The following is a 25,857-nucleotide window of genomic DNA, read 5'->3' on the forward strand; positions in this document are numbered from 1 at the left end:
CGGTGTGTGCGGCGTTCGTGCCCGTGGACGGGAGTGCCTTGTGGAGGAGTTCGACTACATCGTGGTCGGTGCGGGCTCGGCCGGGTGCGTGCTGGCCAACCGGTTGACCGAGGACCGCCGCACCCGGGTGCTGCTGATCGAGGCCGGCGGTTGGGACCGCAGCCCGTTCGTCCGTGTCCCCAAGGGTTTCAGCCGCCTGATGGACGACCGGCGCACCGCCTGGCACTACCCCGCGCAGGCCGGGCCGGCGCACGAGGAGGTCTGGCAGCGCGGCCGGCTGGTCGGCGGGTCGAGCTCGATCAACGGCATGGTGTACGGCCGCGGTGACCGCCCCGACTGGGACGAGCTGGAGCGCCGCGGCAACCCCGGCTGGGGGTGGGACACGATGCTGCCGATCTTCAAGCGGCTGGAGGACAACCCGCTCGGCGCCGCCGACGTGCGCGGGGCCGGCGGACCGCTGCGGCTGTCCACCGCGACCGGCACCGACGAGCTGTGCGAGGACGCGATCGCCGCCGGGGAGCAGCTGGGCTGGCGCCGGGCGGACGACCTGAACGGCGGCGACGACGAGCGGATCGGCTACGTCATGGCGACCATCCGCGACGGGCGCCGCAGCAGCGCGGCCGACGCCTTCCTGCACCCGGTCCGGGACCGGCCCAACCTGACCGTCGCCGTGGACACCCTCGTGCTGCGGATCCTCGTGGACGGCGGCCGGGCCGTCGGGGTACGCGCCCGGCGGCAGGGGCGGACGGTCGACTACGCGGCCGCCGCCGAGGTCGTCCTCGCCGCCGGCGCGCTCGCCACCCCGCAGTTGCTGCAGCTCTCCGGCATCGGGCCGGCCGACACGCTGCGCCGCGCCGGGGTGGAGGTGCTGCTCGACCGCCCCCGGGTGGGCGCCGGGCTACGGGAGCACCGGGCGGTGCCGACGCAGTTCCGGCTGGCCGCCAGGGGCGGCTACAACCACGTGCTGGGCCGCCCGCTCGGCCAGGCGCGGGCCGCGCTGCGCTACCTGCTGACCCGCCGCGGGCTGCTCGCCCTGCCGGTGCACGACGTCGGGGCGTACGTCCGGTCCGGTCCGCAGGCCGAGCGTCCCGACACGACGCTGCTGGTCGCGCCGTTCTCGGCGGCCCCACAGCGTCCGGGACGCGCGCTGGAGCTGGAGACCGAGCCGGGGCTGATGGCCCTGGCCACGGTGACCCGGCCGGACAGCGAGGGCAGCCTGGCCATCACGTCCGCGGACCCGGAGGCGCCGCCGCGCATCGTCGCCAACTACTTCGACACCGCGCACGACCGGCGGGTCATGGTGGCCGCCCTCCGCCGGGTGCGGGAGCTGTTCGCCACCGGGCCGATCGCGAAGCGGATCTCGGCGGAGACCCTGCCCGGGCCCGAGGTGCAGGACGACGACGAGATCGTCGACGCGGCGGTACGGCTCGGCTACTGCGGCTACCACGCGGTCGGCACCTGCGCGATGGGCCCGGACGACGAGTCGGTGGTGGACCCGCGGCTGCGGGTGCGGGGCGTGGACGGGCTGCGGGTCGTCGACGCCTCCGTGCTGCCGGTGCTGGTCTCCGCTTACCTCAACGCCCCGGTGATGGCGCTCGCCTGGCGGGCCGCCGACCTGATCCGCGCGGCCTGATCCCGGCCCGGTCTGGTGCCGGGGGCGCCGCGAGGGCGCCTTCGTGCACCACTCCGCCGCCGACACCCACGTGCGGGCGGCGGCTCAGCGCACCCGGTACGCCTCGGCCTCGGCCGCGCGCAGCTCCAGCCCGTTGCCCGGCCGGTCCAGCGGCACGGGCGCGGCGCCCCCCGTCGCCGGCACCGCCCCGTCGAACAGCATCGACTCGATGCGGACGTGGTCGTGGAACCACTCCAGGTGCCGCAGGTTCGGCGTCGCGGCGGCGACCGCCAGGTGCTGGTGCGGGGCGCAGTGCGCGGAGACCTCCAGCCCGGCCGCCGCGGCCACCGCCGCCGCCCGGAGGAACTCGGTGATCCCGCCGCAGCGGGTGACGTCGATCTGGAGGCAGTCGACGTACGGGGCCATCCGGTGGAAGTACGCCAGGTCGAAGCCGTACTCGCCGGCCGTCACGTCGGGCAGCACCTGGTCGCGGACCAGCCCGAGGCCGGCGAGGTCGTCGGAGCTGACCGGCTCCTCGTACCAGCGCACGTCGAGGTCGGCGGCGGCCCGGGCCACCCGGATCGCCTGTTTGCGCTGGTAGGCGCCGTTGGCGTCGACGTACAGCTCGGCGGCGTCGCCGATCGTGCGCCGCGCCGCGGCCATCCGGGCCAGGTCGCGCGGCACCTCCGTCCCGCAGGACCCACCAATCTTGATCTTGATGCGGGGGATGCCCTGGTCGTGCACCCAGGCGGACAGCTGCCCGTGCTGCCGCTGCGCGTCGTACGTGGTGAACCCGCCGCTGCCGTACACCGGGACCCGCCGGCGGGCCGTGCCGAGCAGTCGGGCCAGCGGAAGCCCGTGCCGGCGGGCCTTGAGGTCCCACACGGCGCAGTCGGCGGCCGACAGCGCGAGGCCGGCGATCCCGGGCCGGCCGGCGTTGCGCAGCCGCCGCCGCATGCTGGACCAGGCGGCGGGCACGTCGTCCGGGTCGAGGTCGGTGACCACGGGGGCGAGCAGCTCCGTCACGACCGGGACGACGGCGGCCGGCCCGTACGTCCAGCCGATCCCGTCGTGCCCGTCGGCCTGCGCACGGACCAGCACCATGATGGTGTCGGTCCAGGCGAGGGTGCCGTCGCCCTCCGGCGCGTCGGTCGGCACCCGGTACGCGGCGGCGCTCAACCGCACGGCGTCACCGGCCCGACGCCGCACGCCGCCGTCCGCCGCGCCAGCGGGCGGCCAGCGCGGCGACGGGCGCGAGCGCGGTCGCGCCGACGAGGCCGGCGGCGAGCAGCCGCGCGGCCCGGGACGGCGGCTCGGGGCGTTCGGCCCACCGCCGTTCGGGTCGGCCGGTCACCGGCTCGCCGCGCAGGCCGGCGCGGAGCAGTTCGGCGAGGTGGATCGCCGTGCGACCGCCGGCGGCGCCCTGCTCGACCTGGGTCCGGCAGCTGAACCCGTCGGCGAGGACGACGTCGGTGTCGGCGGCGTCGCGTACGGCCGGCAGCAGCACGCGTTCGGCGCACGCCTCGGAGACCTCGTAGTGCCCCTGTTCGAAGCCGAAGTTGCCGGCCAGGCCGCAGCAGCCGGAGTCGAGGAACTCGGCGCGCACCCCGGCGGCCCGCAGCACCTCCTGGTCGGCGGCGGTGCCGAGGATCGCGTGCTGGTGGCAGTGGGTCTGGATCAGCGCGTGCGCCGGCGGGGCGGGCGGCCGCCAGCCGGGGGTGTGGTCGCGCAGCAGCTCGGCCAGGGTGACGGTCTGCTCCCGCAGCTTGTCGACGTCCCGGTCGTCGGGGAACAGCTCGCGGGCGTCGCTGCGGAAGACGGCCGTGCAGCTCGGCTCCAGCCCCACCACCGGTGTGCCGGCGCGCAGGAAGGGGCGCAGCACCGTCAGGGTGCGCCGCAGCACCCGCTTGGCCGTGCCGAGCTGTCCGGTGGAGATCCAGGTCAGCCCGCAGCAGACCGGTTGGGCCGGGACGCGGACCCGCCAGCCGGCCGCCTCCAACACCTCGACCGCCGCCCGGGCGACGCCGGGGTGGAAGTGGTTGGTGAACGTGTCCGGCCACAGCAGCACCTCGCCGCGCGCCCCGGTCCCGCCCGGCGTGCGACGGGCGAACCAGCGCTGGAAGGACTCGGTGGCGAAGAGCGGGATGTCCCGGCGCCGGTCGATCCCGCCGGCCGCCTTGGCGATCCGGCTCAGCCCGGGCGCGTGCGCCAGGGCGTTGACCGCCCGCGGCGCGTACGCGGCGGCCACGGCCGCCGCCGGCAGCCAGCCCATGGAGTAGTGCGCGCGGGGGCGCAGCCGGCCCCGGTAGTGGTGGGACAGGAACTCCGCCTTGTAGGTGGCCATGTCGACGTTGACCGGACAGTCGGCCTTGCAGCCCTTGCATGCCAGGCAGAGGTCCAGGGCGTCGTGCACGGCCTCGGAGCGCCAGCCGTCGCCGATGACGCCGCCCCGGGCGGTGCCGTCGAGCATCTCGAACAGCAGCCGGGCGCGCCCGCGGGTGGCGTGCTTCTCCTCCCGGGTGACCATGTAGGACGGGCACATCACCCCGCCGTGCTCCCGCCGGCACCTGCCGACGCCCACGCAGCGCAGCACGGCCCGGCCGAAACTGCCGGAGTCGTCGGGATAGCGGAAATGCGTGTCCACGTCACCGTGGTTGTAGTCGACGCCGAGCCGCAGGTGGCTGTCCAGCGGGTACGGGGCGGCCAGCTTACCCGGGTTCATCCGGTCGTCGGGGTCGAAGATGGCCTTGAACTGCCCGAACGCGCGGATCAGCCGGTCGCCGTACATCTTCGCCAGCAGTTCGCCGCGGGCCTGCCCGTCGCCGTGCTCGCCGGAGAAGGAACCGCCGTAGGAGACCACCAGGTCCGCGGCGCGCTCGACGAAGGAGCGGAACTGGCGTACGCCCTCGGCCGTCGTCAGCTGGAACGGGATGCGGGTGTGCACGCAGCCCTGCCCGAAGTGCCCGTACAGCGACGCCTGCTCGAAGCCGTACTCGTGGAGGAGGCGGTCGAGGTCGCGCAGGTAGTCGCCGAGCCGCTCCGGGGCGACCGCCGAGTCCTCCCAGCCCTCCCAGGTGTCGGGCTCGCCGGGCACCCGGGCGGTGGCCCCGAGCCCGGACTCGCGGACCGCCCACATCTGCTCCTCGTCCACCCCGCCGTCGAACCGGTGCACCGTCGGCCCGCCGTCGCCGCGCAGGGCGGCGAGCATCCGGTCGGCGGCGGCGTCCGCCTCGGCGAGGGTGTCGCCGCCGAACTGCACCATCAGCCAGCCGCCGCCGGGGGGCAGCTTGTGCAGTGCCTCCGGGTGCAGGTGCTTGCGCTTCTCGAAGTTGATCAGTTTGTCGTCCAGGCCCTCCAGGGCGATCGGGCCGTACGGCAGGATCCGGGGGACGTCGTCGCCGGCCGCGGCGATGTCGGGGTACGACAGGAACACCAGCGACTTGGCCGGCACCACCGGCACCAGCCTCAGCCGCGCCCGCAGCACGGTGACCAGCGTGCCCTCGGAGCCGACGAGCGCCTGCGCGAGGTGGAAGTTCTTCTCCGGCAGCAGGCTGTCGAGGTTGTAGCCGGAGACCCGGCGCGGAATGTGGGGGTAGCGACCGCGGATCTGGTCGGCGTACTCGTCGCGCAGCGCCCGCAGCCGGCGGTACAGGTCAGCCTCGCGGCCGCCGCGCCGCTGGATCTCCGCGTACCGCTCGTCGGTGGTCTCGCCTACCCACATGCGGGTGCCGTCGTAGAGCAGCACCTCCAACTCCACGACGTTGTCGACGACCTTGCCGGCGCGCTGCGCGGTCGACCCGCACGAGTTGTTGCCGATCATCCCGCCGATCGTGCAGTTCTCGTGGGTGGACGGGCGCGGGCCGAACTCCAGCCCGTGGGGGGCCAGCAGCTCGTTGAGGGTGTCGAGCACGATCCCCGGCTCGACGAGGCAGGTGCGCGCCCGCTGGTCGACCTCCAACAGCCGGTGGCAGTACTTCGACCAGTCGATCACCACCGCGACGTTGGTGACCTGCCCGCCGAGGCTGGTGCCGCCGCCGCGGGACAGCACGGGCGCCCCGTGCCGCCGGCAGACGGCCACGGCGGCCGCGCCCGCGTCGGGCGTACGGGGCACCACCAGGCCGAGCGGCACCTGCCGGTAGTTGGAGCCACCGGTGGCGTACGCCGCCCGGGAGCCGGCGTCGAAGCGGACCTCCCCGTCGACCTCGGCGCGCAGGTCGGCGGCCAGCGCCGCAAGGTCGACGTCGCGCGCCGGCTCGGGTGGCCGCAGGACCGGATCGGGCAGCGACACCCGGCTCGCGGTCGAGACCGCCCCGCGCACCGGACCACCGTCGCGGCGGCTCACGACCGCAGCTCGTTGATCTTGTCGCGGGCGACGGATGCCAGGGTGGCGACCTTGTGCGGCTGGCCGCGCAGGAACGCCTCGGTGAAGTGCTGCGCCTGCTCGTACCGGACCTTGCCGGGCATGGGCGGCTCGTTCGGGTTGACGTCGCAGTCCACCAGCGCCGGACCGGGGTGCGCCAGTGCCTCGCGGATCGCGTTCGGCAGCGCCTTCGGGTCGGTGACCTTGGCGCCGTAGCCGCCGCAGGCCCGCGCCCACGCGGCGAAGTCGGCCTCGGGCTGGCGGTGCCGCACGGCGTACTCGGGGTAGCCGAGGACGATCTGCTCCCAGAGGATCTGCCCGTACGAGTTGTTGTTGTTGACGACGACCTTGATCGGCAGTTCGTGCCGCACGGCGGTGAGGAACTCGGCCATCAGCATGGCGAACCCGCCGTCGCCGACGAAGGCGATGACCTGCCGGCCCGGGTACGCCCGCTGCATGGCGATCGCGTACGGCAGGCCCGGGGCCATGGTGGCCAGGTTGCCGGAGAGGTAGAACTCGCGGCCGCCGCGGATGGTCCAGTGCCGGGCCGCCCAGGTGGCGATGGTGCCGGAGTCGCACGTCAGGATGGCGTCGGAGGTGGCCGCCGCGTCCACGCAGCTCATCAGGTACTGCGGGGCGATCGGGTGGCGGCCCGGGTCCTGCAACGAGACCATCTCCGTGCGCCAGGCGCCGTGCGCGCGCTGGTACTTCTCCAGGAACGACCGGTCCGATCGGCTCTGGAGCATCGGCAGGAGCTGCTGCAACGCCAGCCGGGCGTCGGCGGTCACCGCCGCGTCCACCGGCAGTCGCAGGCCGACCAGGCTGGGGTCGACGTCGATCTGCACCACCCGCGCCTGGCCGGGAGAGGGCAGGTACTTCCCGTACGGGAAGGACGTGCCGACCATCAGGAGGGTGTCGCACTCCTCCATCAGCTCCTCGCTCGGCCGGGTGCCGAGCAGGCCGAGGCCACCGGTGGTGAGCGGGTGGTCGTCGGGCACCACCATCTTGCCGGGCAGCGTCTTGACGACGGGGCTGGCCAGCTTCTCGGCCACGGCGAGCACCTCGTCGCGGGCGCCGCGCGCGCCGACGCCGACCAGCATGGCGACCTTCCTGCCGGCGTTGAGCACCTGCGCCGCCCGGGCCAGGTCGTCCTGGGCCGCCGGCGTCGGGGGCTGCGACAGCACCGGGCTGCTCATCGGCGGCTCCCCCGGGCTCACGTGCCGGTAGGGGTCCTGACCGGCCGCGGCGACCTGGACGTCGTTGGGAAAGCTGAGGTGCGACACGGTCCGCTTGGCCAGGGCGTTGCGGACGGCGATGTCGACCACCCCGGGCACCTGCTGCGGGTTGGTCACCATCAGGTTGTAGTCGGCCACGTCGTGGTACAGCAGCGGGGTGTGCACCTCCTGCTGGTAGCGCGACCCGAGCACCGAGGTCTCCTGCATGCCGGTGATCGCCAGCACGGGCGTGTGGTCGAGCTTGGCGTCGTACAGGCCGTTGAGCAGGTGGATGGCCCCGGGGCCGGACGTCGCGACGCAGACGCCGAGCCGGCCGGTGGCCTTGGCGTAGCCGGTGGCCATGAAGGCGGCCGCCTCCTCGTGGTGCACCAGCACGAAGGTCAGCTTCTCCCGCTGCCGGCGGAAGCCCTCCATCAGGCCGTTGATGCCGTCCCCGGGCAGCCCGAAGACGGTGTCGACGCCCCAGTCCACCAGTCTCCGGGCCAGGCTCTCCCCCACGATCTCCTGCACGTCAGCCTCCTGATCCCGGCGTTCCGCCCGCCTCGGTCCGTCCCGGCCGGCCTCGCAGCCGCACCGGTTCCGAAGGGCGGCAGGCAGATCCTATTAGCGGCAAAAGTCCGGATAGGCCGTTCGGCCGGACACCCGCACGATCGTGGCGACGCCGGCCCGCTGCCCGCCCCCCGCGGCCCTCGGACCGAACCCGACCCGTCACCCGCCACCCAGAGCACGCCGTCAGCCACGCCGGGTCGCCCGCAGCACCAGGAAGCCGACGGCGGCCCCCGCCGCCGCCGCGACGAGGCTGCGCACGGTGACCACCGAGCGCAGCTTCGTGAGTCCCTGTCGGGGATCGACCATCGCCCCGGCCACGTTGCCGGCCGCGCTGACGGCCATGTCGCCGATCCGGCCCCTGTTCATCGCTGCGCCGCCTTCCGCCCGCCCGCTGGACGTCGGCGGCTACCCACCCGGCAGCGATGCAAACGGGCGGCACGGCCGGCGTCACCCGGTGTGCGCGGTCGACCGCCCCGCATGGCGGCACCGCTGCCGGGTAAGCCACCCCGTGTCGACCCGACCGGGCCCGCCGCGCGTGCGCGTGGGGCCGCCCGACCGACCTCGGCGACACGGACCGGCAGCCGACGTACCGGGAGTGAGCGATGGGACGCTACGACGACGAGGTGACCGGGCTCGCGGCGCCGCTGGCCGACCCCGGTGACCTGGACGTGCTGTTGGACCGGGTGGGCGACGCCCGCGTGGTCATGCTGGGCGAGGCGAGCCACGGCACGCACGAGTTCTACACCTGGCGGGCGGCGATCAGCCGACGGCTGATCGAGGAGAAGGGCTTCTCGTTCGTCGCGGTCGAGGGCGACTGGCCGGACTGCGACCGGGTCGACCGCAGCGTACGCTGCCTGGCCGGCGCGCCCGACGACCCACGCGAGGCCCTGGCCACGTTCGAGCGGTGGCCGACGTGGATGTGGGCCAACGAGGAGGTCGTCGACTTCACCCGCTGGCTGCGCGTGCACAACAGCCGGGTGGACGAGCCCGCCCGCGCGGGCTTCCACGGGCTGGACGTGTACTCGCTGTGGGAGTCGCTGCGCGAGATCCTCGTCCACCTGCGCGAGCACGACCCGGAGCAGGTGCCGGCGGCGCTCGCCGCCTACCGCTGCTTCCAGCCCTACTCCGAGGACGCGCAGCAGTACGCGCTGGCGACCCGGCTGGTGCCGAACAACTGCGAGAACGAGGTCGTCGACCTCCTCGTCGCGCTGCGCGAGCGGGCCGCGGCCGACGGCGCCGGGTTCTTCGGCGCGTGGCAGAACGCGGAGGTCGTCGCCGGCGCCGAGCGCTACTACCGGACGATGGTGCGCGGCGGCCGGGAGTCCTGGAACGTCCGCGACCGGCACATGGACGACACCCTCGACCGGCTCCTGGCGCACTACGGGCCCGGCGCGAAGGGGATCGTCTGGGCGCACAACACGCACGTCGGCGACGCGCGGGCCACCGACATGGCCGACGCGGGCGAGGTCAACATCGGCCAGCTCGCCCGGGAACGGTACGGCGCGGAGCAGGTCGTGCTGGTCGGCTTCGGCACCCACCACGGCACCGTGGTCGCCGGCGACGCCTGGGGCGCGCCGGTGGAGGTGATGCCGGTGCCGCCGGGCCGGCGACACTCCCTGGAGGAGGTGCTGCACGGCGCCGCGCCGGCGCAGGCCCTGTTCGTCTTCCCCCGCGACGGCCGACCCGACCTGCTCACCGACGAGCTCGACCACCGGGCGATCGGCGTGGTCTACCACCCCGAGCGGGAACGCTGGGGCAACTACGTGCCCACCGTGCTCGGCGAGCGGTACGACGCCTTCTGCTGGGTCGACGAGTCCCAGGCCGTGCGGCCGTTGCGCGTGCGCCCCGCGAGCCTCGCCGAGCCGGAGACGTACCCGTCGGGCGTCTGACCCCGGACCCGTAGCCTGCGGGAATGCGTACGCAGGGGATCACCGTGGTGCCGATGGCCGACTGGCACGCCGAGGCCGTCCTCGACATCTACCGGCAGGGCATCGCCGGCGGCGACGCCACCTTCGAGACCAGCCCGCCGAGCTGGGAGGACTTCACCGCCCGCCGGCTGCCGGGCCACCGCCACGTCGCCGTCGACGACCGGGACCGGGTGCTGGGCTGGGTCGCCTGCGCCGCCGTGTCCGACCGCGGCGTCTACGCGGGAGTCGTCGAGCACTCCGTCTACGTCCGTCCCGACGCGCAGGGGCGAGGCATCGGCCGGACGCTGCTGCGGGCGCTGATCGCGTCCACCGAGGCGGCCGGCATCTGGACCATCCAGTCCGGCGTCTTCCCCGAGAACACCGCCAGCATCGCCCTGCACCACGCCTGCGGGTTCCGTACCGTCGGCGTCCGCCACCGCCTCGGCCGGCACCACGGCAGGTGGCGCGACGTAGTGCTGCTCGAACGCCGCAGCCCCACCGTGGGCTGACACACCAGACGGTCTGGCGCCGGCGTACGAGCGCAGGGCACGCCGCCAGGCCAGCGTGGCCAGCACCACCGCGCCGGCCGCCACCGCCGGGGCCAGCAGCAACAGGTACGCGTCGAGCCGGCCCAGCAGCGCCGCGGGCGATCGTGGGCACCAACGGCGCCCCTCCATCCGGGTCGGCACTCCCGGCCGCGCCACTCGGGCCCCCGCGGCGGATCCGGCGGCCCGCATACTCACTGCGTGACGTTGCTGTGCGAGCCGTACCTGCTCGATCCGGGGCCCGACGGGGTCCACGTACTGTGGCACACCGAGCAGGCCGGCAGGTGCCAGGTCGCGCTGGTCGGCGCCGGGGTGCCGGGGCTGACCGAACGGCAGGCGCACGCCGCCGCCACCGGCCCCGCCGACGCGGGCCCGGGGTGGCGGCGGTTCCGCGCCGAGACCCGCCCGCTGTCGCGTACCCGGGAGGACGCCGGGTCGTCGGTGCCGGGCCGGACGTACGCCGGGGTGACCCGCCGCCCGGTGTACCGGCACCTGGCCCTGATCGGCGGGCTACCGGCCGGGCGCAGCCCGTACCGGGTCGTGTCGGTCGACGACGACGGCCGCGCGAGCGTCACCGCCGCCCACAGCCTCGCCCCGGCCGTCCCGCCCGGGCGGCCGGTCCGGCTGCTGCTGACCAGCGACCACCAGCTCATGCCGATGGTCCCCGCGAACCTGACCAAGGTCGGCGAGACCGCCGGCACCGCGCTCGACGGGGTGCTGATGGCCGGGGACATGGTCAACGTCCCGGACCGGGCCAGCGACTGGTTCGACAGCGCCCGCCGGCCGGCGTTCTTCACCAGCTTCGCCGGCCGGGCCGACGGCCGCTGGCCGGGCGCGCCGATCCTGCCGAACACCCCGCTCTACCCGGCCATCGGCAACCACGAGGTGATGGGACGCTGGTCGCAGACCGCGTCGCTGGAGGAGCAGTTCAACGATCCGCAGCCCGGCGCCTGGGACGTCACCACGTACGAGGAGCTGTTCCCGGTGCCGCGCAGCGACGCGGGCGGGCCGCGCTGGTGGTCGCGGACCATCGGCGACGTCCACCTGATCGCCCTGTTCGCCACGACGATCTGGCGTACGCCCAAGCTCACCGGGCGGGGCAGGTTCCAGGAGGCCGCCGGGGACGTCGACCGGCCGGAGCGCTGGGGGCACGGCCAGTTCATCTTCGAGCCGGTCGCCCGCGGCTCGGCCCAGTACCGCTGGCTCGCCGCCGAACTGGCCTCCCCCGCGGCGCGGGCGGCCCGGTACCGGGTGGTGATGTTCCACCACCCGAGCCACGGGCTCGGTCACCACTCCGCCCCGCCGTTCACCGATCCGGTGCCGACGATCGGGCCCGACGGGATCACCTACCACTACCCGCAGGCCGACGACCACATCCTGCGCGACGTCGAGCCGCTGCTCGACTCCGCCGGGGTCCACCTGGTCCTCAACGGACACTCGCACGTGTGGAACCGGTTCCGCAACGCGGCCGGCGTGCACTGGCTGGAGACGTCCAACGTCGGCAACAGCTACGGCGCCTACGACGTGACGTCCGGCCGGTCGCGCGAACTGCCGGACGGGTACGTCCAGCAGGGCGACCCGGGCGGCCTGGCCCCGATCGTGCCCACCGTCGCGCCGCTGGCCGGGCCCGACGGCGCCGTCCTGCCGTACGTGGCGAGCAACGACATCACCGCCTTCACGCTGCTGGACACCGCCGACGGGATGGTCCGCTCGTACCGCTTCGACACCGTCGACCCCGACGCCGAGGTGGTCCTGTTCGACGAGTTCCCTCTCGCCGGGCCGTGACCCACGCCGCTCCCGGAAGGGATACGGGCCCATGCCGCGCCGCACGCGGCGCCGCATGGGCCCGGTCACCGTGTCAGACCCCGGGCCAGGAGATCGGGCCGGTGCCGAGGTAGTCCGGGTTGACCATACCGGTCTCTCCGCCCTCCTCCGGGCAGTCGGCCCCCTTGCACGTCTTCAGGGTGGGCCCATCGTGGCTGCTCAGACCTCCTGGGATCTGCCTGGCGGGCCGTCGCGTCGCCGCGGAAGATCCGCCCACGGGTTGAGTCTCGGATCAGCCTGCGGGCTGGCCTCCGCTCAGACCGGCGGCGGACGACGGGCCGGCGCGGGTCGCCCGTACTCGACGACGAGGGGTCCCGGAGCGGGTGCTCCGGGACCCCTCGGCCGTCAGCGGCTAGCCCGCGGCGGCGCTCACTTGGTGAGCGGCGCGAGCTTCGGGTCGTTGGCGTACGCCTCGGCCGCGTTCGCCTTGGTGACGGCGAGCGGCGGCAGCAGGTACGTGTCGACGACCTTGACGCCGTTGTTGTACGACTTGGTGTCGTTCACCTCGGGGGTGTTGCCGGCCTGCAGGGCCTTGACCATGGCGATGGTCTGCTTCACCAGGTTCCGGGTGTCCTTGTTGATGGTCATGTACTGCTCGCCCGCCATGATCGACTTGACCGACTCGACCTCGGAGTCCTGGCCGGTCACGACCGGAATCGGCTTGCCGGCACCCTTGATCGAGGTGATGATCGCGCGGGCGAGGGTGTCGTTCGGGGACAGCACCCCGTCCAGTTCCTTGTTGCCGTACGTCGAGGTCAGCAGCTGGTCCATCCGGGCCTGCGCGCCCTCGGCCTTCCAACCCTGGATGGCGGTCTGCTTGACGTCGGTCTGCTTCGAGGCGACGACCACGTTGCCCTTGTCGATCTCGGGCTTGAGGACGTCCATCGCGCCGTTGAAGAAGACGCCGGCGTTGTTGTCGTCCGGCGAGCCGGAGAACAGCTCGATGTTGTACGGGCCGTTCGGCTTCTTGGCCTTCATGCCGTCCAGCAGGGCCTGGCCCTGGAGCTGGCCGACCTTGAAGTTGTCGAACGCGACGTAGTAGTCGAGGTCGGGGGTGTTCAGGATGAGCCGGTCGTAGGCGATGACCTTCGCGCCGGCCGCGTGGGCCGCGGCGACCTGGGTCGACAGCTGCGCGGCGTCGGTCGCGCCGATGACGATGACCTTGGCGCCCTTGGTGACCATGGCGGTGATCTGCGCCTGCTGGTCGGCGACCGTCGTCGACGCGCCCGCGTACTGCACGTCGCTGGAGAAGCCGGCCTCCTTCAGGCCGTTGACGAACAGGTCACCGGCGAGGACCCAGTTCTCGGAGGTCTTCGACGGCAGGGCCACACCGATCAGGGCGTTGGCCGCGAAGCCCTTGCTGTCGCCGCCGGAGCTGCCGGACTCCTCGTCGCGGCCCGAGCCGCAGGCGGTCAGAGCGAGCGCGGCGATGGCGCCGATCGCCACCGACTTACCGAGCAGTTTGCGCATGGGGAGTGCTGCCCTTCTACGGAGTGATACGGGGGTTTGTTCGGTACCCGTCAGCCGGCGGACACCGTGGTCGGGGCGCGCTTCTCCCCCGCGGTGGCGGAGGAGGTGGGCGTGCCGGAACCGTCTCGGCGGAACGAGCGGGTGATGCTGCCGATGACGGAGAAACGTCCCTGGCGCTTGTTGTAGACGTCGAGCGCGACGGCCAGCAACAGGACCAGGCCCTTGATGATCTGGACGCGGTCGGTGCCGACGCCCAGCAGTTGCAGGCCGTTGTTGAGCACGGCCATGACCAGACCACCGACGATGGAGCCGCTGATGGTCCCGATGCCGCCGGAGACGGCCGCGCCGCCGATGAAGACCGCGGCGATCGCGTCCAGTTCCCAGCCGTTGCCGTCCTGCGGGCCGGACGCCGCCGATCGGGCCACGAAGATCATGCCGGCCAGCGCGGCCAGGACGGACATGTTCATCATGACCAGGAAGTTGACCCGCCTGAGCTTCACGCCGGACAGCTCGGCCGCCCGGGAGTTGCCGCCCACCGCGTAGATGTGCCGGCCGCCGGCCGTGTTGCGGGTGTAGAAGGAGTACGCGAGGACCAACGCCACCAGGATGATGCCGGAGACGGGAAAGCTGGTGCCGACCCGGCCGCTGGCGAAGCGCAGCGAGACGAACACGATCACGCCGACCATCACGGCCATCCGCAGGATCGCGATCCACATCGGGGCCGCGTCGGCGTGCATCTCGTGGCGGGTCCGGCGCGCCTGGAACTCCCGCCAGACCACGGCCGCGCAGGCGGCCAGGCCCAGCAGCAGCGTCAGGTTGTTGTAGCCGGTGTCCGGCCCGGTCTCGGGCAGGAACCCGGAACCGATCACCCGGAAGCCCTCGGGCACCGGAATCGTGTTCGCGTTGCCGATGAACTGGTTGCCGCCCCGGAACAGCAGCATGCCCGCCAGGGTGACGATGAACGCCGGCACCCCCATGTAGGCGACCCAGAAGCCCTGCCAGGCGCCGATCACCGCGCCGATCGCCAGGCCGAAGAGGATGGCCACGGGCCACGGCAGCGACCACTCGAACATCGACTTGGCCACCAGGATGCCGGCGAACGCGGCGACCGAGCCGACCGACAAATCGATGTGCCCGGCGACGATCACCATCAGCATGCCGATGGCCAGGATGAGGATGTACGAGTTCTGCTGGAACAGCGCGATCAGGTTGTCCGATCGCAGGGTCAGACCGTCGGTCAGGATCTGGAACAGGACGACGATCGCCACCAGCGTGAAGATCATCCCGAACTGGCGGGCGTTGGAGGTGGTGCCTCCGAACAGGTTCTTCTGAAGGTCCTTGATCCGGCTCATCGTGTCTGCATCTTCTTCGTCGAGGTCATGTGCTTCATGAGGGTCTCCGGGTCCGCCTCGGACCGGGCGATCTCGCCCGTGATGGTGCCTTCGAACACGGTGTAGATGCGGTCGCAGAGCCCGATGAGCTCGGGCAGCTCCGAGGAGATGACGACGACGCCCTTCCCCTGGTCGGCGAGCCGCTGGATGATGCCGTAGATCTCGTACTTGGCGCCCACGTCGATGCCGCGCGTCGGCTCGTCGAGGATCAGCAGGTCCGGGTCCGTGAACATCCACTTCGCGAGGACGACCTTCTGCTGGTTGCCGCCGGAGAGCTTGGCGACGCCCTCGTCGACCGTGGGGGTTTTGGTCCGCAGCTCCCTGCGGTAGGCCTCGGCGGCCTTGTACTCCTTGACCTCGTCGAGGACGCCGTGACGCGAGATCTTGGACAGCTTGGCGGCCACCGTGGACGTCTTGATGTCGTCGAGCAGGTTCAGGCCGATCGCCTTGCGGTCCTCGCTGACGTACGCGAGCCCGTGGGCGATCGCGTCCGCCACCGACTTCAGCACGACCTCCTTGCCGTCCTTGACGATCGTGCCCGACTCGTACACGCCGTAGGAGCGGCCGAAGACGCTCATCGCCAGCTCGGTGCGGCCCGCGCCCATCAGGCCGGCGAAGCCGACGATCTCGCCGCGGCGTACGGCGAAGCTCGCGTTCTTGCAGACCTGACGCTCGGCCGAGATCGGGTGCCGGACGTTCCAGTCGCGGACCTCGAAGAAGACGTCGCCGATCTTCGGCGTGTGGTCCGGGAAGCGGCTGCTCAGCTCGCGGCCGACCATCCCGCGCACGATCCGGTCCTCGTCGACGCCGTCCGCCCTGACGTTCAGGGTCTCGACCGTACGGCCGTCGCGCAGGATGGTGATCTGGTCGGCGATCGCCTCGATCTCGTTCAGCTTGTGCGAGATCATGATGGAGGTGATGCCCTTGGACCGGAAGCCGCGCAGCAGGTCCAGCAGGTGCCGGGAGTCGGTCTCGTTCAGCGCGGCGGTCGGCTCGTCGAGGATGAGCAGCTTCACGTCCTTGGCGAACGCCTTGGCGATCTCCACCAGCTGCTGCTTGCCGACGCCGATGTCCTTGACCAGGGTGTCCGGGTCCTCCCGCAGGCCGACCCGCGCCATCAGGTCGTGCGCCATGCGGTTGGCCGCCTTCCAGTCGATCGCGCCGCGCCTGCGCGGCTCGTTGCCGAGGAAGATGTTCTCGGTGATCGACATGTGCGGGATGAGCGCGAGCTCCTGGTGGATGATGACGATGCCCGCGTGCTCGCTCGCCCGGATGTCGGAGAACCGGGTCTCCGCGCCCTGGTAGATGATCTGGCCCTCGTACGTGCCGTACGGGTAGACGCCACTGAGGACCTTCATCAGGGTGGACTTGCCGGCGCCGTTCTCGCCGCAGATCGCGTGGATCTCGCCCTCGCGCACCACGAGGTTGACGTCGGCGAGGGCCTTGACCCCGGGAAACTCCTTGGTGATGGCGCGCATCTCCAGGAGGATCGGCACGTCGCTCATGGTTCGCACCACCTCGCCACCGTCATCGGTGCCTCCGAAGGGGATGACCTTCACTGGTTTTGTTGCCGACGGCAACGTATTGCCAACCGGTGGACATCCGCAAGCCATCGACGGGTAAACCAGGTAACAATCCGGCAATGTCGGCGACACCGCAGGTGCGCCAGCCTCCCACCCGGCCCCCCGCACCGCACCCCGGCGCGCCGACGCTCACCGGCGGGCCGCACCGGTCGGACCGTCCAGTGCGGATGCGCCCCTCCCCCGGTCGGACACATCCCCTACGGCATCCTAGGAGGCTAGTGGGTATCGGGTGGACGGGCTCAGCCCCGGGCGCGGGCCCAGGTGAGGAAGCGGTCGGTCAGGTCCGGTGGCACGGCCTGGTCGTGGAGTTGGGCGAACTGGTCGCGGGCCTCGGCCATGAGGGTGCCCAGGTAGACGAGGAGCGCGGTGCGGTTGCCCCGGTACTCGCTGAGCAGGGACAGTCGGGCGGGTTGGCAGGGCCATTCGGCGCCGCAGTTGCGGCATCGCCACAGCGGGCGCATGGGCGTGTGCGGGACCGTCGGCCGGGCCATCAGCGCAGCCTCCGTGCGGTGGCGCGTGCCTCTTCGTCGGTCAGGGGCAGGAACCACAGGAAGCGTTTGACGATCTCGGGCGGTTCGGGGCCTTCGGGTCGGCCGCGCAGGTCGCGGATGGCCTGCGGCACCAGGATGCTGAAGCCGGGCAGGAGCGCCCGACGCAGGGCGGCGTCGATCGGCAGGTCCGTCCACGTCGGGCACGGCCAGGGCTGTGCGCACGCCACGCAGATCCAGTGCGGGCCGGCCGCGTAATGGGCGGCGAAGACGACGACGGTCAGCGGATGCGCCGTCACGAGTGCCGCCCGCCGTTCGCCCGCCGCTCCTGCCCGGGGGTGACCCGGCCGGCGCGGCCGGGGTCGTTGGTCGGGAAGACGTCGGTCGACTGCGTCATCCAGCCCGGCAGGTTCCTGCCGCGCTGCCGTTTGGGTAGCGACGGCAGGGCCTTCATCCGGCACCGGAACAAGCGGATACGCATCATCGACCTCCTCGGATAGCTGGAACCGGGGCCGCCCCGCAAGGGGGAAAGCCAGGGCGGCCCCGGGACGGAGTCCGCCCCAGCAATTTCTCGGCGTGGAGCGGGTCCGCATGCGTGACAGTCTGGTTAGGACACGACTACTGTCGGAACGCGCGCGTCGCATCCGCGCAGGTCGGAAGGGTGGATGGGCGCCTCCGAAAGTCTCGCCGGCACAATCGAGCAGGAATTGGGGAATTGATGGGGACCGCCAGCGACTACGTGCTCAACGAACTTCGGCTGCTCCGGGCGTCGCTCGGATTGAGTCAGGAGGAATTCGGCCGGACCATCGACTACTCCGGCTCCCATGTCAGCTCTGTCGAGACGGGCGGGCGCCCGCCGACGAGGGAGTACATGGAGGCCGTCGACCGCGCGCACGACCCCGCGTATCAGCCCGGCCGGGAGGGCCGGTTCATGCGGATGCTGCGCGACCTGGCCAAGCTGGACGTGACGCCGATCTGGCTGCGCGAGTGGATCGGGTTCGAGCGCGAGGCGACCACCCTGCGGTGGTTCGAGCTGGCGTACGTCCCGGGCCTGCTCCAGACCGAGCGGTACGCCCGCGCCACCCTGGCCGGCGGGCGGTTCGACGCCGACGAGGTCGAGCGGATCGTGGCGTCCCGGCTGGAGCGCCAGGCGATCCTGGCCCGGGAGCAGCCACCGCAGTTCATCGCCGTGCTGGACGAGGGCATCCTGCGCCGGCCGGTGCTCGACCAGCCGGGGCTCATGGCGGAGCAGTGCGAGCACCTGCTCGCCCTGGCGGCCAGGGAGCACATCCAGGTGCACGTCGTGCCGGTCGACGCGGGGATGTACCTCGGGCTGGGCGGCCAGTTCATCATCGCCGACCTCCCCGACGGCGCACGGGTGGCCTATGCCGACAACCAGCTCGATGCGCAGATCGTCGATACCCCCGTGGATGTCGCTAGACTCGCAAGGACGTGGGAGATCGTGCGGAACGAGGCGCTCCCCCGCCGGCAGTCAATCGAGCTGATCAAGGAAGTGACGAAGTCATGGACGTGCTGACCCCTCAGTGGCGGAAGTCGACGAAGTCCGGCGGCAACGGCGGGGCCTGCGTCGAGGTGGCCGACAACCTGCCGGGCGTGGTGCTGGTGCGCGACACGAAGGACCGCGACGGCGGCACCCTCCACTTCGGTCCGCGCTCGTGGCGCGCGTTCGTCGACCTGGCCAAGGAAATCGGCCCGGTGGGCTGACCTGCCCGGAACGCGGGAAGCCCCTCAGCGCGAAGCCGAGGGGCTTTCCTCGTGTCGACAAGATTCTCGGCCAACCATCTTCCCCGGTCTATGTCCACGGGTTAGTGTCCCGTCACCGCGCAGCGACGGCGGAAGCGACTACAGGGTACGCGGCGGCGTGCCCCGGACGGGTCGTGCCACTGGTTCCGTGACCTGATCGGAGACTGGCCGTGGGCACTACTGGCGCCGCCCCGGTCGACCCCACCCCCGACACGGCGCCTGGCGCCGCGCCGGTCGGCCCGGCCGCCCTGGCGGATCCGGTACGGCCGGTGCGGGCGGGCTGGGTCGCCCTGCTCGCCGCGGCCAACCTGGGCGTCTGGATGGCGTTCTTCGCGCCCGTCCAGATCCTCCTGCCCCGGCAGGTCGAGTTGATCGACGCCGCGCACAAGGAGGCCCTACTCGGCTGGGTGACCGGGCTGGGCGCGCTCGTCGCGATCGTGGCGAACCCGCTCGCCGGCGCGCTGTCCGACCGGACCGTGGCCCGACGCGGGCGGCTGCGGATCCTCACCGGCCGCCGGCACGTGTGGACGTTGGGCGGTGCCGTACTCGCGGCGTTCTCGCTGGTCCTGCTCGGCGGGCAGCAGGGCATCCTGGGCGTGGCGATCGGCTGGGTGTGTGTCCAGGTCTGCCTCAACGCGATGCTGGCGTCGCTGACCGCAGCCGTGCCCGACCGGGTCCCCGTGGCGCAGCGGGGCGCGGTCTCCGGCTGGATCGGGATGCCGCAGGCGGTCGCCGGCGTGGCCGGTGCCTCGCTGGTCATCGGGCTGGTGCAGGACGACAACGCCGGCGGCTACCTCGTGCTGGCGGGGGCCCTGGTGCTGCTCGCGCTGCCGTTCACCACACTGACCGAGGACCACCCGCTACCGGTGGAACACCGGCCGCCGAGCGCCCGGCTGCTGCGCGGGGTGTGGCGGACCTTCCGCGACCACCCGGACTTCACGTGGGCCTTCATCACCCGTTTCCTGGTCCAGTTGGGCACCGCCCTGGCCACCCTCTACCTGCTGTACTTCCTCGAGGACCAGGTGCACCGGCCCCACCCGGAGCAGGACATCGTGGTCCTGCTCCTGCTGAACATGCTCAGTGTCGGGCTGTCGGCGGTGCTCGTCGGCCGGCTGTCCGACCGCACCGGTCGCCGCAAGATCTTCGTCATCGGGGCCGGGATGCTGCTCGGCACGGCCGCGCTGCTGCTGGCCGCCCTGCCGACCTGGCCCGTGGTGGTGACCGCGGCGGTCGTGCTGGGCATCGGTTACGGCGCCTACATGGCCGTCGACGCGGCGTTGATCACCCAGGTGCTGCCGCGCGCCACCGACCGCGCCAAGGATCTCGGCGTGATCAACATCGCCAACGCCGCACCCCAGGTCCTCGGCCCGGCGCTCGCCGCACCGATCGTGGTCTCCCCCGGCGGATACCCGCTGCTCTTCTCGGTGACCGGCGCGGTGACCCTGCTCAGCGGCCTGCTGGTGACCCGGATCCGACAGGTGCCCTGACGACCCGCACCGGCCGGTCGCCCGGCCGACTCCGATCGGTCAGCTCCTTCTCACGCAGAACTCGTTGCCGTCGGGATCGGCCAGCACGACGGTGCCGTCCGCACCGACCTCGAGCCGAGTGGCCCCGAGGGAGATCAGCCGGTCGACCTCCGCCTGCTGGTCGCCACCGGCCGGGACGAGATCGAAGCGCTGCCGGTTCCGCCCCTGTTTCGGGGCCACGGGCGGGCCTCCCCACGCGACCTTCGTGCCGCCGTGCGGTGACTGGACCGCGGTCTCCTGGTCCTGGTCCCACACCAGCGGCCAGCCCAGCGCCTCGCTCCAGAAGAGGCCGACCTCCCGGGTGCCGTCGCAGGCAAGCTCCCCGAGGAAGCCGCACCCGGCGAGGAAGCCGTTGCCCGCCTCGATCACGCAGAACTCGTTGCCCTCCGGGTCGGCCAGGACGACGTGCCCCTCCTCGGGGCGCTGCCCGACGTCGAGGTGGTTGGCGCCGAGCCCGAGCGCCTTCGCCACCGTGTGCTGCTGGTCGGCGGGGCTGGCGCTGGTCAGGTGCAGGTGCATGCGGTTCAGCCCCACCTTCTCCGCGCGGCTCGGGACGAACCGGAGGCCGAGCTGGGTGTCATCGCCGGGCACGAGAGCACCATCGGCGTCGTCGACGACCTCCCGGCCGAGCACCCCGGCCCAGAACCGCGCCAGGCGCGCCGCGTCGTGCGCATCGAAGGTCACCGTCAGTCGTCGCGAGAGCATCACCACACCGTAGGCACAGGCCAGCACGACAACAATGCCATTAGCCGGGCCGGACGCGTCGCGAGCGGCGCGGGACGCGTGTCGACAGCCGACCCCTGCCCTGCGTCGGCGGCGAGCGTTCCGTCCCGGTCGAGCAGTGCGTGTACGGCGTCGTGGACGTCGACCACCGCCTCGGCCGCCTCGGCGTCGGTCAGACCTGGGTTGCGGTCGCGCAGCGCCTGCCATGCCGCAGCCAGGAACCGGTCCGGGTCCACCACGACGACGTCGCGTCGGGTCCGAATGCTGATCGTCATGCCCGCCTTCGGTGCCTCGGCGCCCGCCATATCAGGAGCGTAGACCTGAGGCTCCGCGCCGGCGGCCGTCGCCGCCGCAGTTCGGGCGAACGGCCGGGAGGAGCGATCGCGGGCGCGCTGCACGCGCGGTTCGGGATCTCCCGGCCGGCCGCTGCGCAGCGCCTGCGGGGCCGCGCCCCATCAGTGGCGGACGAGCGCGCCGGTCACCCGGTTGTGCAGAGTCCCGTATGGTCTGTTTGGCACCAGCGGCCGAAGGTATGGCGGGGAGGGTCGAATGGCCGAGGGCAGGGTTGTGTCGTTCGATCCCGAGGAGGGATACGGATACATCGCCCCCGATCACGGCGGTCCAGACCTGTTCGTGCATCACTCCAGCATCGAGACGAACGGCCGTCGGACCCTGGAACAGGGGCAGCGGGTGTCGTTCGCGGTCGAGTCGGGTGCGGATGGTCCATGCGCGGTCAGAGTGACTCCGGTCGGCGGGGACCCGCAGGAGCCTTCGGTGGATGACAGCCGGCGGGTCCGCCGCGCCCGGTTGACGGTCGTGGCCGTCGCGTTCGCGCTGGCGTTGCTCGTACTTGTTGTGGCGTACACGCTCCTTGCCGCATCGGCCGGCTGGTGGCTGCCTGGCTGGTGGCCATGGGCGGTCGGCGGGCTGATAGGGGCCGCCTACGGCGCAGGGAAACTCAACAGGTGAGCGATCGGCGCGACTCCTGCCATCGGTGTCCGGTACCGGCTGGCGGCGGGGCCGGCCGCGACCCGAAGCCGTCCTCGTGAAGCCCTGGGCCCCACTCCCGATGCGCCTCACAGGTGGCGCAGGCGGTGCCGAAGTCGGCTTTGCCGGCGTGGCGGGCGTGGCCTTTGACCGGCCGGATCGGGATGGCCGAGCCGCCCGGGCAGGTCACCGTGGCGTCGCGGAGGTTGATGTCGAAGCGGTGCTTGGTGAACTTCCCGGTGGGCGCATCCGGTGGCTGGACCTTGGTCTTGGCGTCGATCCCGGCGCTGTCGAGCCGCTGGAGGACCTCGCCGTCGCCGTAGGCCGCGTCGCCGTAGACGGCGGCGGTGTCGTCGGCGGCGGCGGTCGGGCCGGTGAGGTCGGCGATCAGCCCGGCGGCCGGTTCGGCTAGAGCTCTACTATCACAGGACACTGTCGAATGCCCTACGGAAGGGGCGTCCATGTCTCCTCGGCGAAAAGTGCAGGTTGTATGGCTCACCTCGGTCGTCGCAGCGCTGTCGCTGGCCGCGGTCGGTGTCGCGGTAATCCCGGACGCGGTCGCCGTGCCGGCCCCGTGCCACCCCGACGCCGACGGGTGGCCGGCCTGCGCGGCCACGGAGAAGCAACTCTCCGCAGCGGCAGGCACCGAGCGCGGCCTTGCGTTGAGCAACCTGGACATCCGCCTGATGCCGCTCGGCGACTCGATCACCTACGGCGTGGAGAGTTCCGACCGCAACGGCTACCGCGACGAGTTGTACGACTACCTCAAGGGCAACGCGCGGAACGTCGACTTCGTCGGAACGGCGAAGACCGGGTCGATGAGCGACAACGACCACGAGGGCCACCCCGGCGACCGGATCGACGAGATCACGGCAATCGCCGACTGCAGCGTGCCGCGCTATCAGCCGAACGTCATCACGCTGCACGCCGGCACCAACGACATCGGCCAGAACTTCGCGCTGTCGTCCGCGCCCACCCGGCTCAAGGAGCTGATCAACCAGACGCTGGCCGATTCACCACGGGCCACGGTGCTGGTCGCCCAGCTCAACCCGGTCGGCAAGACCGGGTTGCAGTCGCGCATCGACGCGTACAACGCGGCACTGCCCGCCGTGGTGCGGGACCTGCAGGACAAGGGCAAGCGCGTGCTCCTGGTGGACATGAGCAGGGTGCTGATCACCGATGGTCTGCAGAACGACGTCCACCCGAACGACGAGGGCTACGCCAAGATGGCCGCCGCCTGGTACGAAAGCGTGCTCGATGCGAACCATCGGGGCTGGATCCAGGCGCCGCTGCCGGAGAACGCCCCCACCGCCTGCTCCCCCGGAGACTCCGACGACACGGCACTCGGTACGGGGTGGCGCAAGCTGGGCGAGATCGCCTCCGGATACGGCGGCACCCCCGGCCGTACGATCATCGCCGAGCTGAACGGCGACAAGCGGGCCGACTACCTGCAGGTCTATTCGGACGGCCGCTTCCGGGCCTCGGTGAACACGGTCGGCACGCCCGGGCAGCCCCACTGGGTCAACGTGGGCAGGTACGCCCCCGCAGGGCAGACGGCGGTCCACGGCGACGAGGTGCGGTTCGCCGACCTCAACGGGGACGGGCGCGACGACTACCTCGTGGTCAGTTCCACCAGCGAGGTGCGGGCATACCTCAACGTCAAGGGTTCGGGTGACACGCTCGCGTTCGTCCCCTGGGGGATCGTCTTCCGCGTCGATTCATTCAACCGGAACAACCTGCGCTTCGCGGACGTCACCGGAGACGGGCGTGACGACCTGCTGCGGGTCGGCGCGAAGGGCGCGGTGCACGTGTACCGGAACATGTGGGACCGCGCCACCGAACGCCGGGCTGGCAAGCCACAGCCGCCGGCCTGGCGGCTGTGGCTCACCTGGGCCGGCGGCACCCGGGGCTCGTCGGTGGAAGCGGTCCGGTTCGCCGACGCCGACGGTGACGGGCGGGCCGACTACCTCCAGGTCAGCGTCGAGGGCGCGGTGCACGCCTTCCTCAACCGCGGCGGCGGGGGCAACGGCGGCTTCCAGGCCCGCTACGACTGGGCCAACGAATCCGGCTACCCCCGCCCGTACATCCAGTTCGCCGACATCAGCGGCGACGGCAAGGCCGACTACCTGGTGGTCTACCAGGGCGGCGCGGTCCGCGCCTGGCTGAACCGCGGCGGCAACTAGTTACTAGCTGGTGTTGAACGATGGCCGCCGCCGGTGTGGGGCAGCCGCGTCACGAGATTTCCCGCGGAAAGTGGTGCACAGTCTGTCGAGAACGGCCTGGCGGCTCCGTCTCAGGAGTGGCCACGGCCACCGTGGCCGTACAGGTCTGAGGAGACCCTGCATGACGATCCAGCGGATGGACAACGTCCTCATCGTTGTCGACGATCTCGACGCTGTTGTTGCCTTCTTCGTCGAACTTGGCATGGAACTCGAGGGCAAGGGGCCAATCGAGGGACGTTGGGTCGAGCGTGTCATCGGAATCGACGACGTCCGACAGGACGTCGCGATGCTGCGGACCCCGGACGGCCACGGCCGGATCGAGCTGGCGATGTTCCACACGCCGAAGGCGATCAGCGCCGAGCCGAAGGATGCACCGGCGAACACGCTGGGCATTCGTCGCATCATGTTCGCCGTCGACGACATCGACGACGTCGTTGCCCGCCTGCGTACCCACGGCGCCGAACTCGTCGGCGAGCTGGCGCAGTACGAGGACAGCTATCGGCTCTGCTACGTCCGCGGCCCGGAGGGCATCGTCGTCGGACTGGCCGAACAGCTCAGCTGAAGTCTGCCGAAGAGACCGAGCAGGCACTGCGGGCCGCGGGCCGGGCCGCTCGCGGCGCCGATCCGGCTGCGCGGTCAGGCAACGACGATCCGGGCAAGACGGAGGGAGCCCGAAAAGGGATCGACGGCGGATCAGGCCGATGGCAGCATGGCTGCGGCCTGGCTGGCGGCCGGTGGGACCGTATCGAGCCACTCATCATCGCTACCTTGTGCGCCCGCAACATCGACACCACTGTCTATGACGACGACTGACCGGTGGATATAAAGTCGGTCCGTCGGCGACCACCCGTTGTCGGACGGGCCCCCAACGCCTCGGCCCGGACGCCCAGTTCGTTCCCTCTTCAGGCGTAGCGCGCGAAGAGGGCCTGGAGGTATCCCTCCAGCCGCCTGGCCAGCAGGGCAGGAGTCAGATCGGCACGGCCCACCTCGCGCCACGGGACGGCGACCTTCTCGGCGTCCGGAGCGAAGGCCAAGGCGTCCAGCAGACGCCAGTAGAGATGGGCGGCGCGATCTTCGGCCAGCGTCCCTCCTGCCGCAACGTAGCGGTCGGCGAAGTGCATGCCCGCGGAAACCCCGTGCAGCAGAGCCAGGGCCGTCGAGCAGTGGGCCACGTCCAGGTCGGCCGGCCCCCAGGAGGTCTCCACCCAGTCGACGACGCCGCTGATCCGCAGACCGTCGCCGTCGCCCGTGAAAAGGACGTTGCCGGGATGGAAGTCCCGGTGCAGGAAGCAGGCCCGGTACTCCGGGGGCTCGCGGCGGATCACGTTCACAGCCCGTTGCCACAGTTCAGGCTGATCGGTGTCTTCGGGCGGGCTCACCCGCTCGGGAGAGGTCCACACCTGATACGCGCGCGGCCGTGCCTCGGCGGTCACCGGCAGCCGGTGGATGCGCAGCAACTGGTGGGCCAGCAGTTCGGCACGCCGGTCCGCCCCCCTCATCGCCCAGGCGCACGGCCCCGGGCAACAGGGACATCAGCAAGGACGGATGGTCGCAGTACTGCGCTGTCGCGTCCACGGCCACCAGCCTGGCCGGCGTTCTGCCTCGGACAGCCCCTTCTCCACCCAGGCACGCGTCGCACCCCAACCCTGGTCCTCAAGATTGGTACCGATG

The 25,857-nt window shown here is 72.0% G+C and carries 24 protein-coding genes; 10 read left to right on the top strand and 14 right to left on the bottom strand.

Translation table 11 applies throughout. The features are described from left to right. Positions 1-40: 40 nt before the first annotated feature. The gene (locus tag ACGFIZ_RS22895; RefSeq protein ID WP_393422263.1) at positions 41-1,633 is read left to right on the top strand and encodes a GMC family oxidoreductase; all 1,593 of its coding nucleotides are present in this window, start codon (positions 41-43) and stop codon (positions 1,631-1,633) included. Between the two features lie 84 nt (positions 1,634-1,717). Here the strand turns inward: ACGFIZ_RS22895 and ACGFIZ_RS22900 are convergent, their stop codons facing one another. From ACGFIZ_RS22900 to ACGFIZ_RS22915, 4 genes are all read right to left on the bottom strand, one after another. Beyond that, the gene (locus ACGFIZ_RS22900; protein ID WP_393422265.1) at positions 1,718-2,797 is read right to left on the bottom strand and encodes an enolase C-terminal domain-like protein; all 1,080 of its coding nucleotides are present in this window, start codon (positions 2,795-2,797) and stop codon (positions 1,718-1,720) included. Between the two features lie 4 nt (positions 2,798-2,801). Then, on the bottom strand, positions 2,802-5,930 hold the full coding sequence (locus ACGFIZ_RS22905) for an FAD-binding and (Fe-S)-binding domain-containing protein (RefSeq protein ID WP_393422381.1): 3,129 nt from the start codon (positions 5,928-5,930) through the stop codon (positions 2,802-2,804). 20 nt (positions 5,931-5,950) lie between these two features. Next, the gene (locus tag ACGFIZ_RS22910; RefSeq protein ID WP_393422267.1) at positions 5,951-7,717 is read right to left on the bottom strand and encodes a thiamine pyrophosphate-dependent enzyme; all 1,767 of its coding nucleotides are present in this window, start codon (positions 7,715-7,717) and stop codon (positions 5,951-5,953) included. A gap of 222 nt (positions 7,718-7,939) precedes the next feature. Further along, on the bottom strand, positions 7,940-8,122 hold the full coding sequence (locus tag ACGFIZ_RS22915; RefSeq protein WP_393422269.1) for a hypothetical protein: 183 nt from the start codon (positions 8,120-8,122) through the stop codon (positions 7,940-7,942). A gap of 236 nt (positions 8,123-8,358) precedes the next feature. On the opposite strand from ACGFIZ_RS22915, the gene ACGFIZ_RS22920 reads away from it, so the two are divergent. From ACGFIZ_RS22920 to ACGFIZ_RS22930, 3 genes are all read left to right on the top strand, one after another. Beyond that, positions 8,359-9,645 carry an erythromycin esterase family protein gene (locus tag ACGFIZ_RS22920; RefSeq protein ID WP_393422271.1) on the top strand — a complete coding sequence of 429 codons (1,287 nt, stop codon included), beginning with the start codon at positions 8,359-8,361 and terminating at the stop codon, positions 9,643-9,645. A 23-nt stretch (positions 9,646-9,668) separates the two neighbouring features. Continuing rightward, positions 9,669-10,172, top strand: coding sequence for a GNAT family N-acetyltransferase (locus tag ACGFIZ_RS22925; protein WP_393422273.1), 504 nt, complete (start codon positions 9,669-9,671; stop codon positions 10,170-10,172). Between the two features lie 237 nt (positions 10,173-10,409). Then, a complete protein-coding gene (locus ACGFIZ_RS22930) occupies positions 10,410-11,993 on the top strand; it encodes a metallophosphoesterase family protein (RefSeq protein ID WP_393422275.1) in 1,584 nt (527 codons plus the stop codon). A 408-nt stretch (positions 11,994-12,401) separates the two neighbouring features. On the opposite strand, the gene ACGFIZ_RS22935 is transcribed toward ACGFIZ_RS22930, so the two are convergent. From ACGFIZ_RS22935 to ACGFIZ_RS22960, 6 genes are all read right to left on the bottom strand, one after another. Then, on the bottom strand, positions 12,402-13,502 hold the full coding sequence (locus ACGFIZ_RS22935) for a sugar-binding protein (protein WP_347668978.1): 1,101 nt from the start codon (positions 13,500-13,502) through the stop codon (positions 12,402-12,404). A gap of 50 nt (positions 13,503-13,552) precedes the next feature. Next, positions 13,553-14,854 (bottom strand): multiple monosaccharide ABC transporter permease, encoded by a 1,302-nt coding sequence (mmsB, locus tag ACGFIZ_RS22940; protein ID WP_393422278.1) that lies wholly within the window; start codon positions 14,852-14,854, stop codon positions 13,553-13,555. Beyond that, the gene (gene mmsA, locus ACGFIZ_RS22945; RefSeq protein WP_393422280.1) at positions 14,851-16,398 is read right to left on the bottom strand and encodes a multiple monosaccharide ABC transporter ATP-binding protein; all 1,548 of its coding nucleotides are present in this window, start codon (positions 16,396-16,398) and stop codon (positions 14,851-14,853) included. Before mmsA ends, mmsB begins: the two co-directional genes overlap by 4 nt. 317 nt (positions 16,399-16,715) lie before the next feature. Further along, entirely contained in the window at positions 16,716-16,967 is a 252-nt protein-coding gene (locus ACGFIZ_RS22950) for a flavin reductase (RefSeq protein WP_347668981.1), read from the bottom strand. After that, a complete protein-coding gene (locus tag ACGFIZ_RS22955) occupies positions 16,967-17,263 on the bottom strand; it encodes a hypothetical protein (RefSeq protein WP_393422282.1) in 297 nt (98 codons plus the stop codon). The genes ACGFIZ_RS22950 and ACGFIZ_RS22955 overlap by 1 nt, the downstream gene beginning before the upstream one ends. Continuing rightward, the gene (locus ACGFIZ_RS22960) at positions 17,260-17,448 is read right to left on the bottom strand and encodes a hypothetical protein (protein WP_393422284.1); all 189 of its coding nucleotides are present in this window, start codon (positions 17,446-17,448) and stop codon (positions 17,260-17,262) included. Before ACGFIZ_RS22960 ends, ACGFIZ_RS22955 begins: the two co-directional genes overlap by 4 nt. A gap of 234 nt (positions 17,449-17,682) precedes the next feature. On the opposite strand from ACGFIZ_RS22960, the gene ACGFIZ_RS22965 reads away from it, so the two are divergent. From ACGFIZ_RS22965 to ACGFIZ_RS22975, 3 genes are all read left to right on the top strand, one after another. Continuing rightward, on the top strand, positions 17,683-18,501 hold the full coding sequence (locus ACGFIZ_RS22965) for a helix-turn-helix transcriptional regulator (protein WP_393422286.1): 819 nt from the start codon (positions 17,683-17,685) through the stop codon (positions 18,499-18,501). Beyond that, entirely contained in the window at positions 18,489-18,689 is a 201-nt protein-coding gene (locus ACGFIZ_RS22970) for a DUF397 domain-containing protein (protein ID WP_393422288.1), read from the top strand. Before ACGFIZ_RS22965 ends, ACGFIZ_RS22970 begins: the two co-directional genes overlap by 13 nt. Positions 18,690-18,898: 209 nt before the next feature. Further along, positions 18,899-20,215, top strand: a complete 1,317-nt coding sequence (locus ACGFIZ_RS22975; RefSeq protein WP_393422290.1) for an MFS transporter — start codon at positions 18,899-18,901, stop codon at positions 20,213-20,215. 39 nt (positions 20,216-20,254) lie between these two features. On the opposite strand, the gene ACGFIZ_RS22980 is transcribed toward ACGFIZ_RS22975, so the two are convergent. Both ACGFIZ_RS22980 and ACGFIZ_RS22985 read right to left on the bottom strand, forming a co-directional pair. After that, positions 20,255-20,959 (bottom strand): VOC family protein, encoded by a 705-nt coding sequence (locus tag ACGFIZ_RS22980; protein WP_393422292.1) that lies wholly within the window; start codon positions 20,957-20,959, stop codon positions 20,255-20,257. Then, positions 20,959-21,282, bottom strand: coding sequence for a hypothetical protein (locus ACGFIZ_RS22985; RefSeq protein ID WP_393422294.1), 324 nt, complete (start codon positions 21,280-21,282; stop codon positions 20,959-20,961). Before ACGFIZ_RS22985 ends, ACGFIZ_RS22980 begins: the two co-directional genes overlap by 1 nt. A gap of 244 nt (positions 21,283-21,526) precedes the next feature. Here ACGFIZ_RS22985 and ACGFIZ_RS22990 point away from each other — a divergent pair, with 244 nt between their 5' ends. After that, positions 21,527-21,946, top strand: a complete 420-nt coding sequence (locus ACGFIZ_RS22990) for a cold-shock protein (protein ID WP_393422296.1) — start codon at positions 21,527-21,529, stop codon at positions 21,944-21,946. Here the strand turns inward: ACGFIZ_RS22990 and ACGFIZ_RS22995 are convergent. Next, entirely contained in the window at positions 21,936-22,427 is a 492-nt protein-coding gene (locus tag ACGFIZ_RS22995) for a hypothetical protein (protein WP_393422298.1), read from the bottom strand. The genes ACGFIZ_RS22990 and ACGFIZ_RS22995 overlap by 11 nt on opposite strands. 16 nt (positions 22,428-22,443) lie before the next feature. Here ACGFIZ_RS22995 and ACGFIZ_RS23000 point away from each other — a divergent pair, with 16 nt between their 5' ends. After that, the gene (locus tag ACGFIZ_RS23000) at positions 22,444-24,147 is read left to right on the top strand and encodes an FG-GAP-like repeat-containing protein (RefSeq protein ID WP_393422300.1); all 1,704 of its coding nucleotides are present in this window, start codon (positions 22,444-22,446) and stop codon (positions 24,145-24,147) included. 160 nt (positions 24,148-24,307) lie between these two features. Then, entirely contained in the window at positions 24,308-24,748 is a 441-nt protein-coding gene (locus tag ACGFIZ_RS23005) for a VOC family protein (protein ID WP_347668026.1), read from the top strand. A 340-nt stretch (positions 24,749-25,088) separates the two neighbouring features. Here ACGFIZ_RS23005 and ACGFIZ_RS23010 read toward each other — a convergent pair whose 3' ends face one another. Further along, positions 25,089-25,685, bottom strand: a complete 597-nt coding sequence (locus tag ACGFIZ_RS23010; protein WP_393422302.1) for an aminoglycoside phosphotransferase family protein — start codon at positions 25,683-25,685, stop codon at positions 25,089-25,091. Between the last annotated feature and the right edge of the window lie 172 nt (positions 25,686-25,857).

Origin of the sequence: Micromonospora sp. NPDC048830 (assembly GCF_043198215.1) — a bacterium.
Lineage (GTDB): Bacteria > Actinomycetota > Actinomycetes > Mycobacteriales > Micromonosporaceae > Micromonospora.

What these genes read in the sequence shown, in the direction of transcription:
- ACGFIZ_RS22915 (WP_393422269.1), bottom strand. Translation starts at nt 8,122, where the DNA reads ATGAACAGGGGCCGGATCGGCGACATGGCCGTCAGCGCGGCCGGCAAC.
- ACGFIZ_RS22920 (WP_393422271.1), top strand. Translation starts at nt 8,359, where the DNA reads ATGGGACGCTACGACGACGAGGTGACCGGGCTCGCGGCGCCGCTGGCC.
- ACGFIZ_RS22925 (WP_393422273.1), top strand. Translation starts at nt 9,669, where the DNA reads ATGCGTACGCAGGGGATCACCGTGGTGCCGATGGCCGACTGGCACGCC.
- ACGFIZ_RS22935 (WP_347668978.1), bottom strand. Translation starts at nt 13,502, where the DNA reads ATGCGCAAACTGCTCGGTAAGTCGGTGGCGATCGGCGCCATCGCCGCG.
- mmsB (WP_393422278.1), bottom strand. Translation starts at nt 14,854, where the DNA reads ATGAGCCGGATCAAGGACCTTCAGAAGAACCTGTTCGGAGGCACCACC.
- mmsA (WP_393422280.1), bottom strand. Translation starts at nt 16,398, where the DNA reads ATGAGCGACGTGCCGATCCTCCTGGAGATGCGCGCCATCACCAAGGAG.
- ACGFIZ_RS22950 (WP_347668981.1), bottom strand. Translation starts at nt 16,967, where the DNA reads ATGGCCCGGCCGACGGTCCCGCACACGCCCATGCGCCCGCTGTGGCGA.
- ACGFIZ_RS22960 (WP_393422284.1), bottom strand. Translation starts at nt 17,448, where the DNA reads ATGATGCGTATCCGCTTGTTCCGGTGCCGGATGAAGGCCCTGCCGTCG.
- ACGFIZ_RS22965 (WP_393422286.1), top strand. Translation starts at nt 17,683, where the DNA reads ATGGGGACCGCCAGCGACTACGTGCTCAACGAACTTCGGCTGCTCCGG.
- ACGFIZ_RS22970 (WP_393422288.1), top strand. Translation starts at nt 18,489, where the DNA reads ATGGACGTGCTGACCCCTCAGTGGCGGAAGTCGACGAAGTCCGGCGGC.
- ACGFIZ_RS22980 (WP_393422292.1), bottom strand. Translation starts at nt 20,959, where the DNA reads ATGCTCTCGCGACGACTGACGGTGACCTTCGATGCGCACGACGCGGCG.
- ACGFIZ_RS22985 (WP_393422294.1), bottom strand. Translation starts at nt 21,282, where the DNA reads ATGGCGGGCGCCGAGGCACCGAAGGCGGGCATGACGATCAGCATTCGG.
- ACGFIZ_RS22990 (WP_393422296.1), top strand. Translation starts at nt 21,527, where the DNA reads ATGGCCGAGGGCAGGGTTGTGTCGTTCGATCCCGAGGAGGGATACGGA.
- ACGFIZ_RS22995 (WP_393422298.1), bottom strand. Translation starts at nt 22,427, where the DNA reads ATGGACGCCCCTTCCGTAGGGCATTCGACAGTGTCCTGTGATAGTAGA.
- ACGFIZ_RS23005 (WP_347668026.1), top strand. Translation starts at nt 24,308, where the DNA reads ATGACGATCCAGCGGATGGACAACGTCCTCATCGTTGTCGACGATCTC.
- ACGFIZ_RS23010 (WP_393422302.1), bottom strand. Translation starts at nt 25,685, where the DNA reads ATGAGGGGGGCGGACCGGCGTGCCGAACTGCTGGCCCACCAGTTGCTG.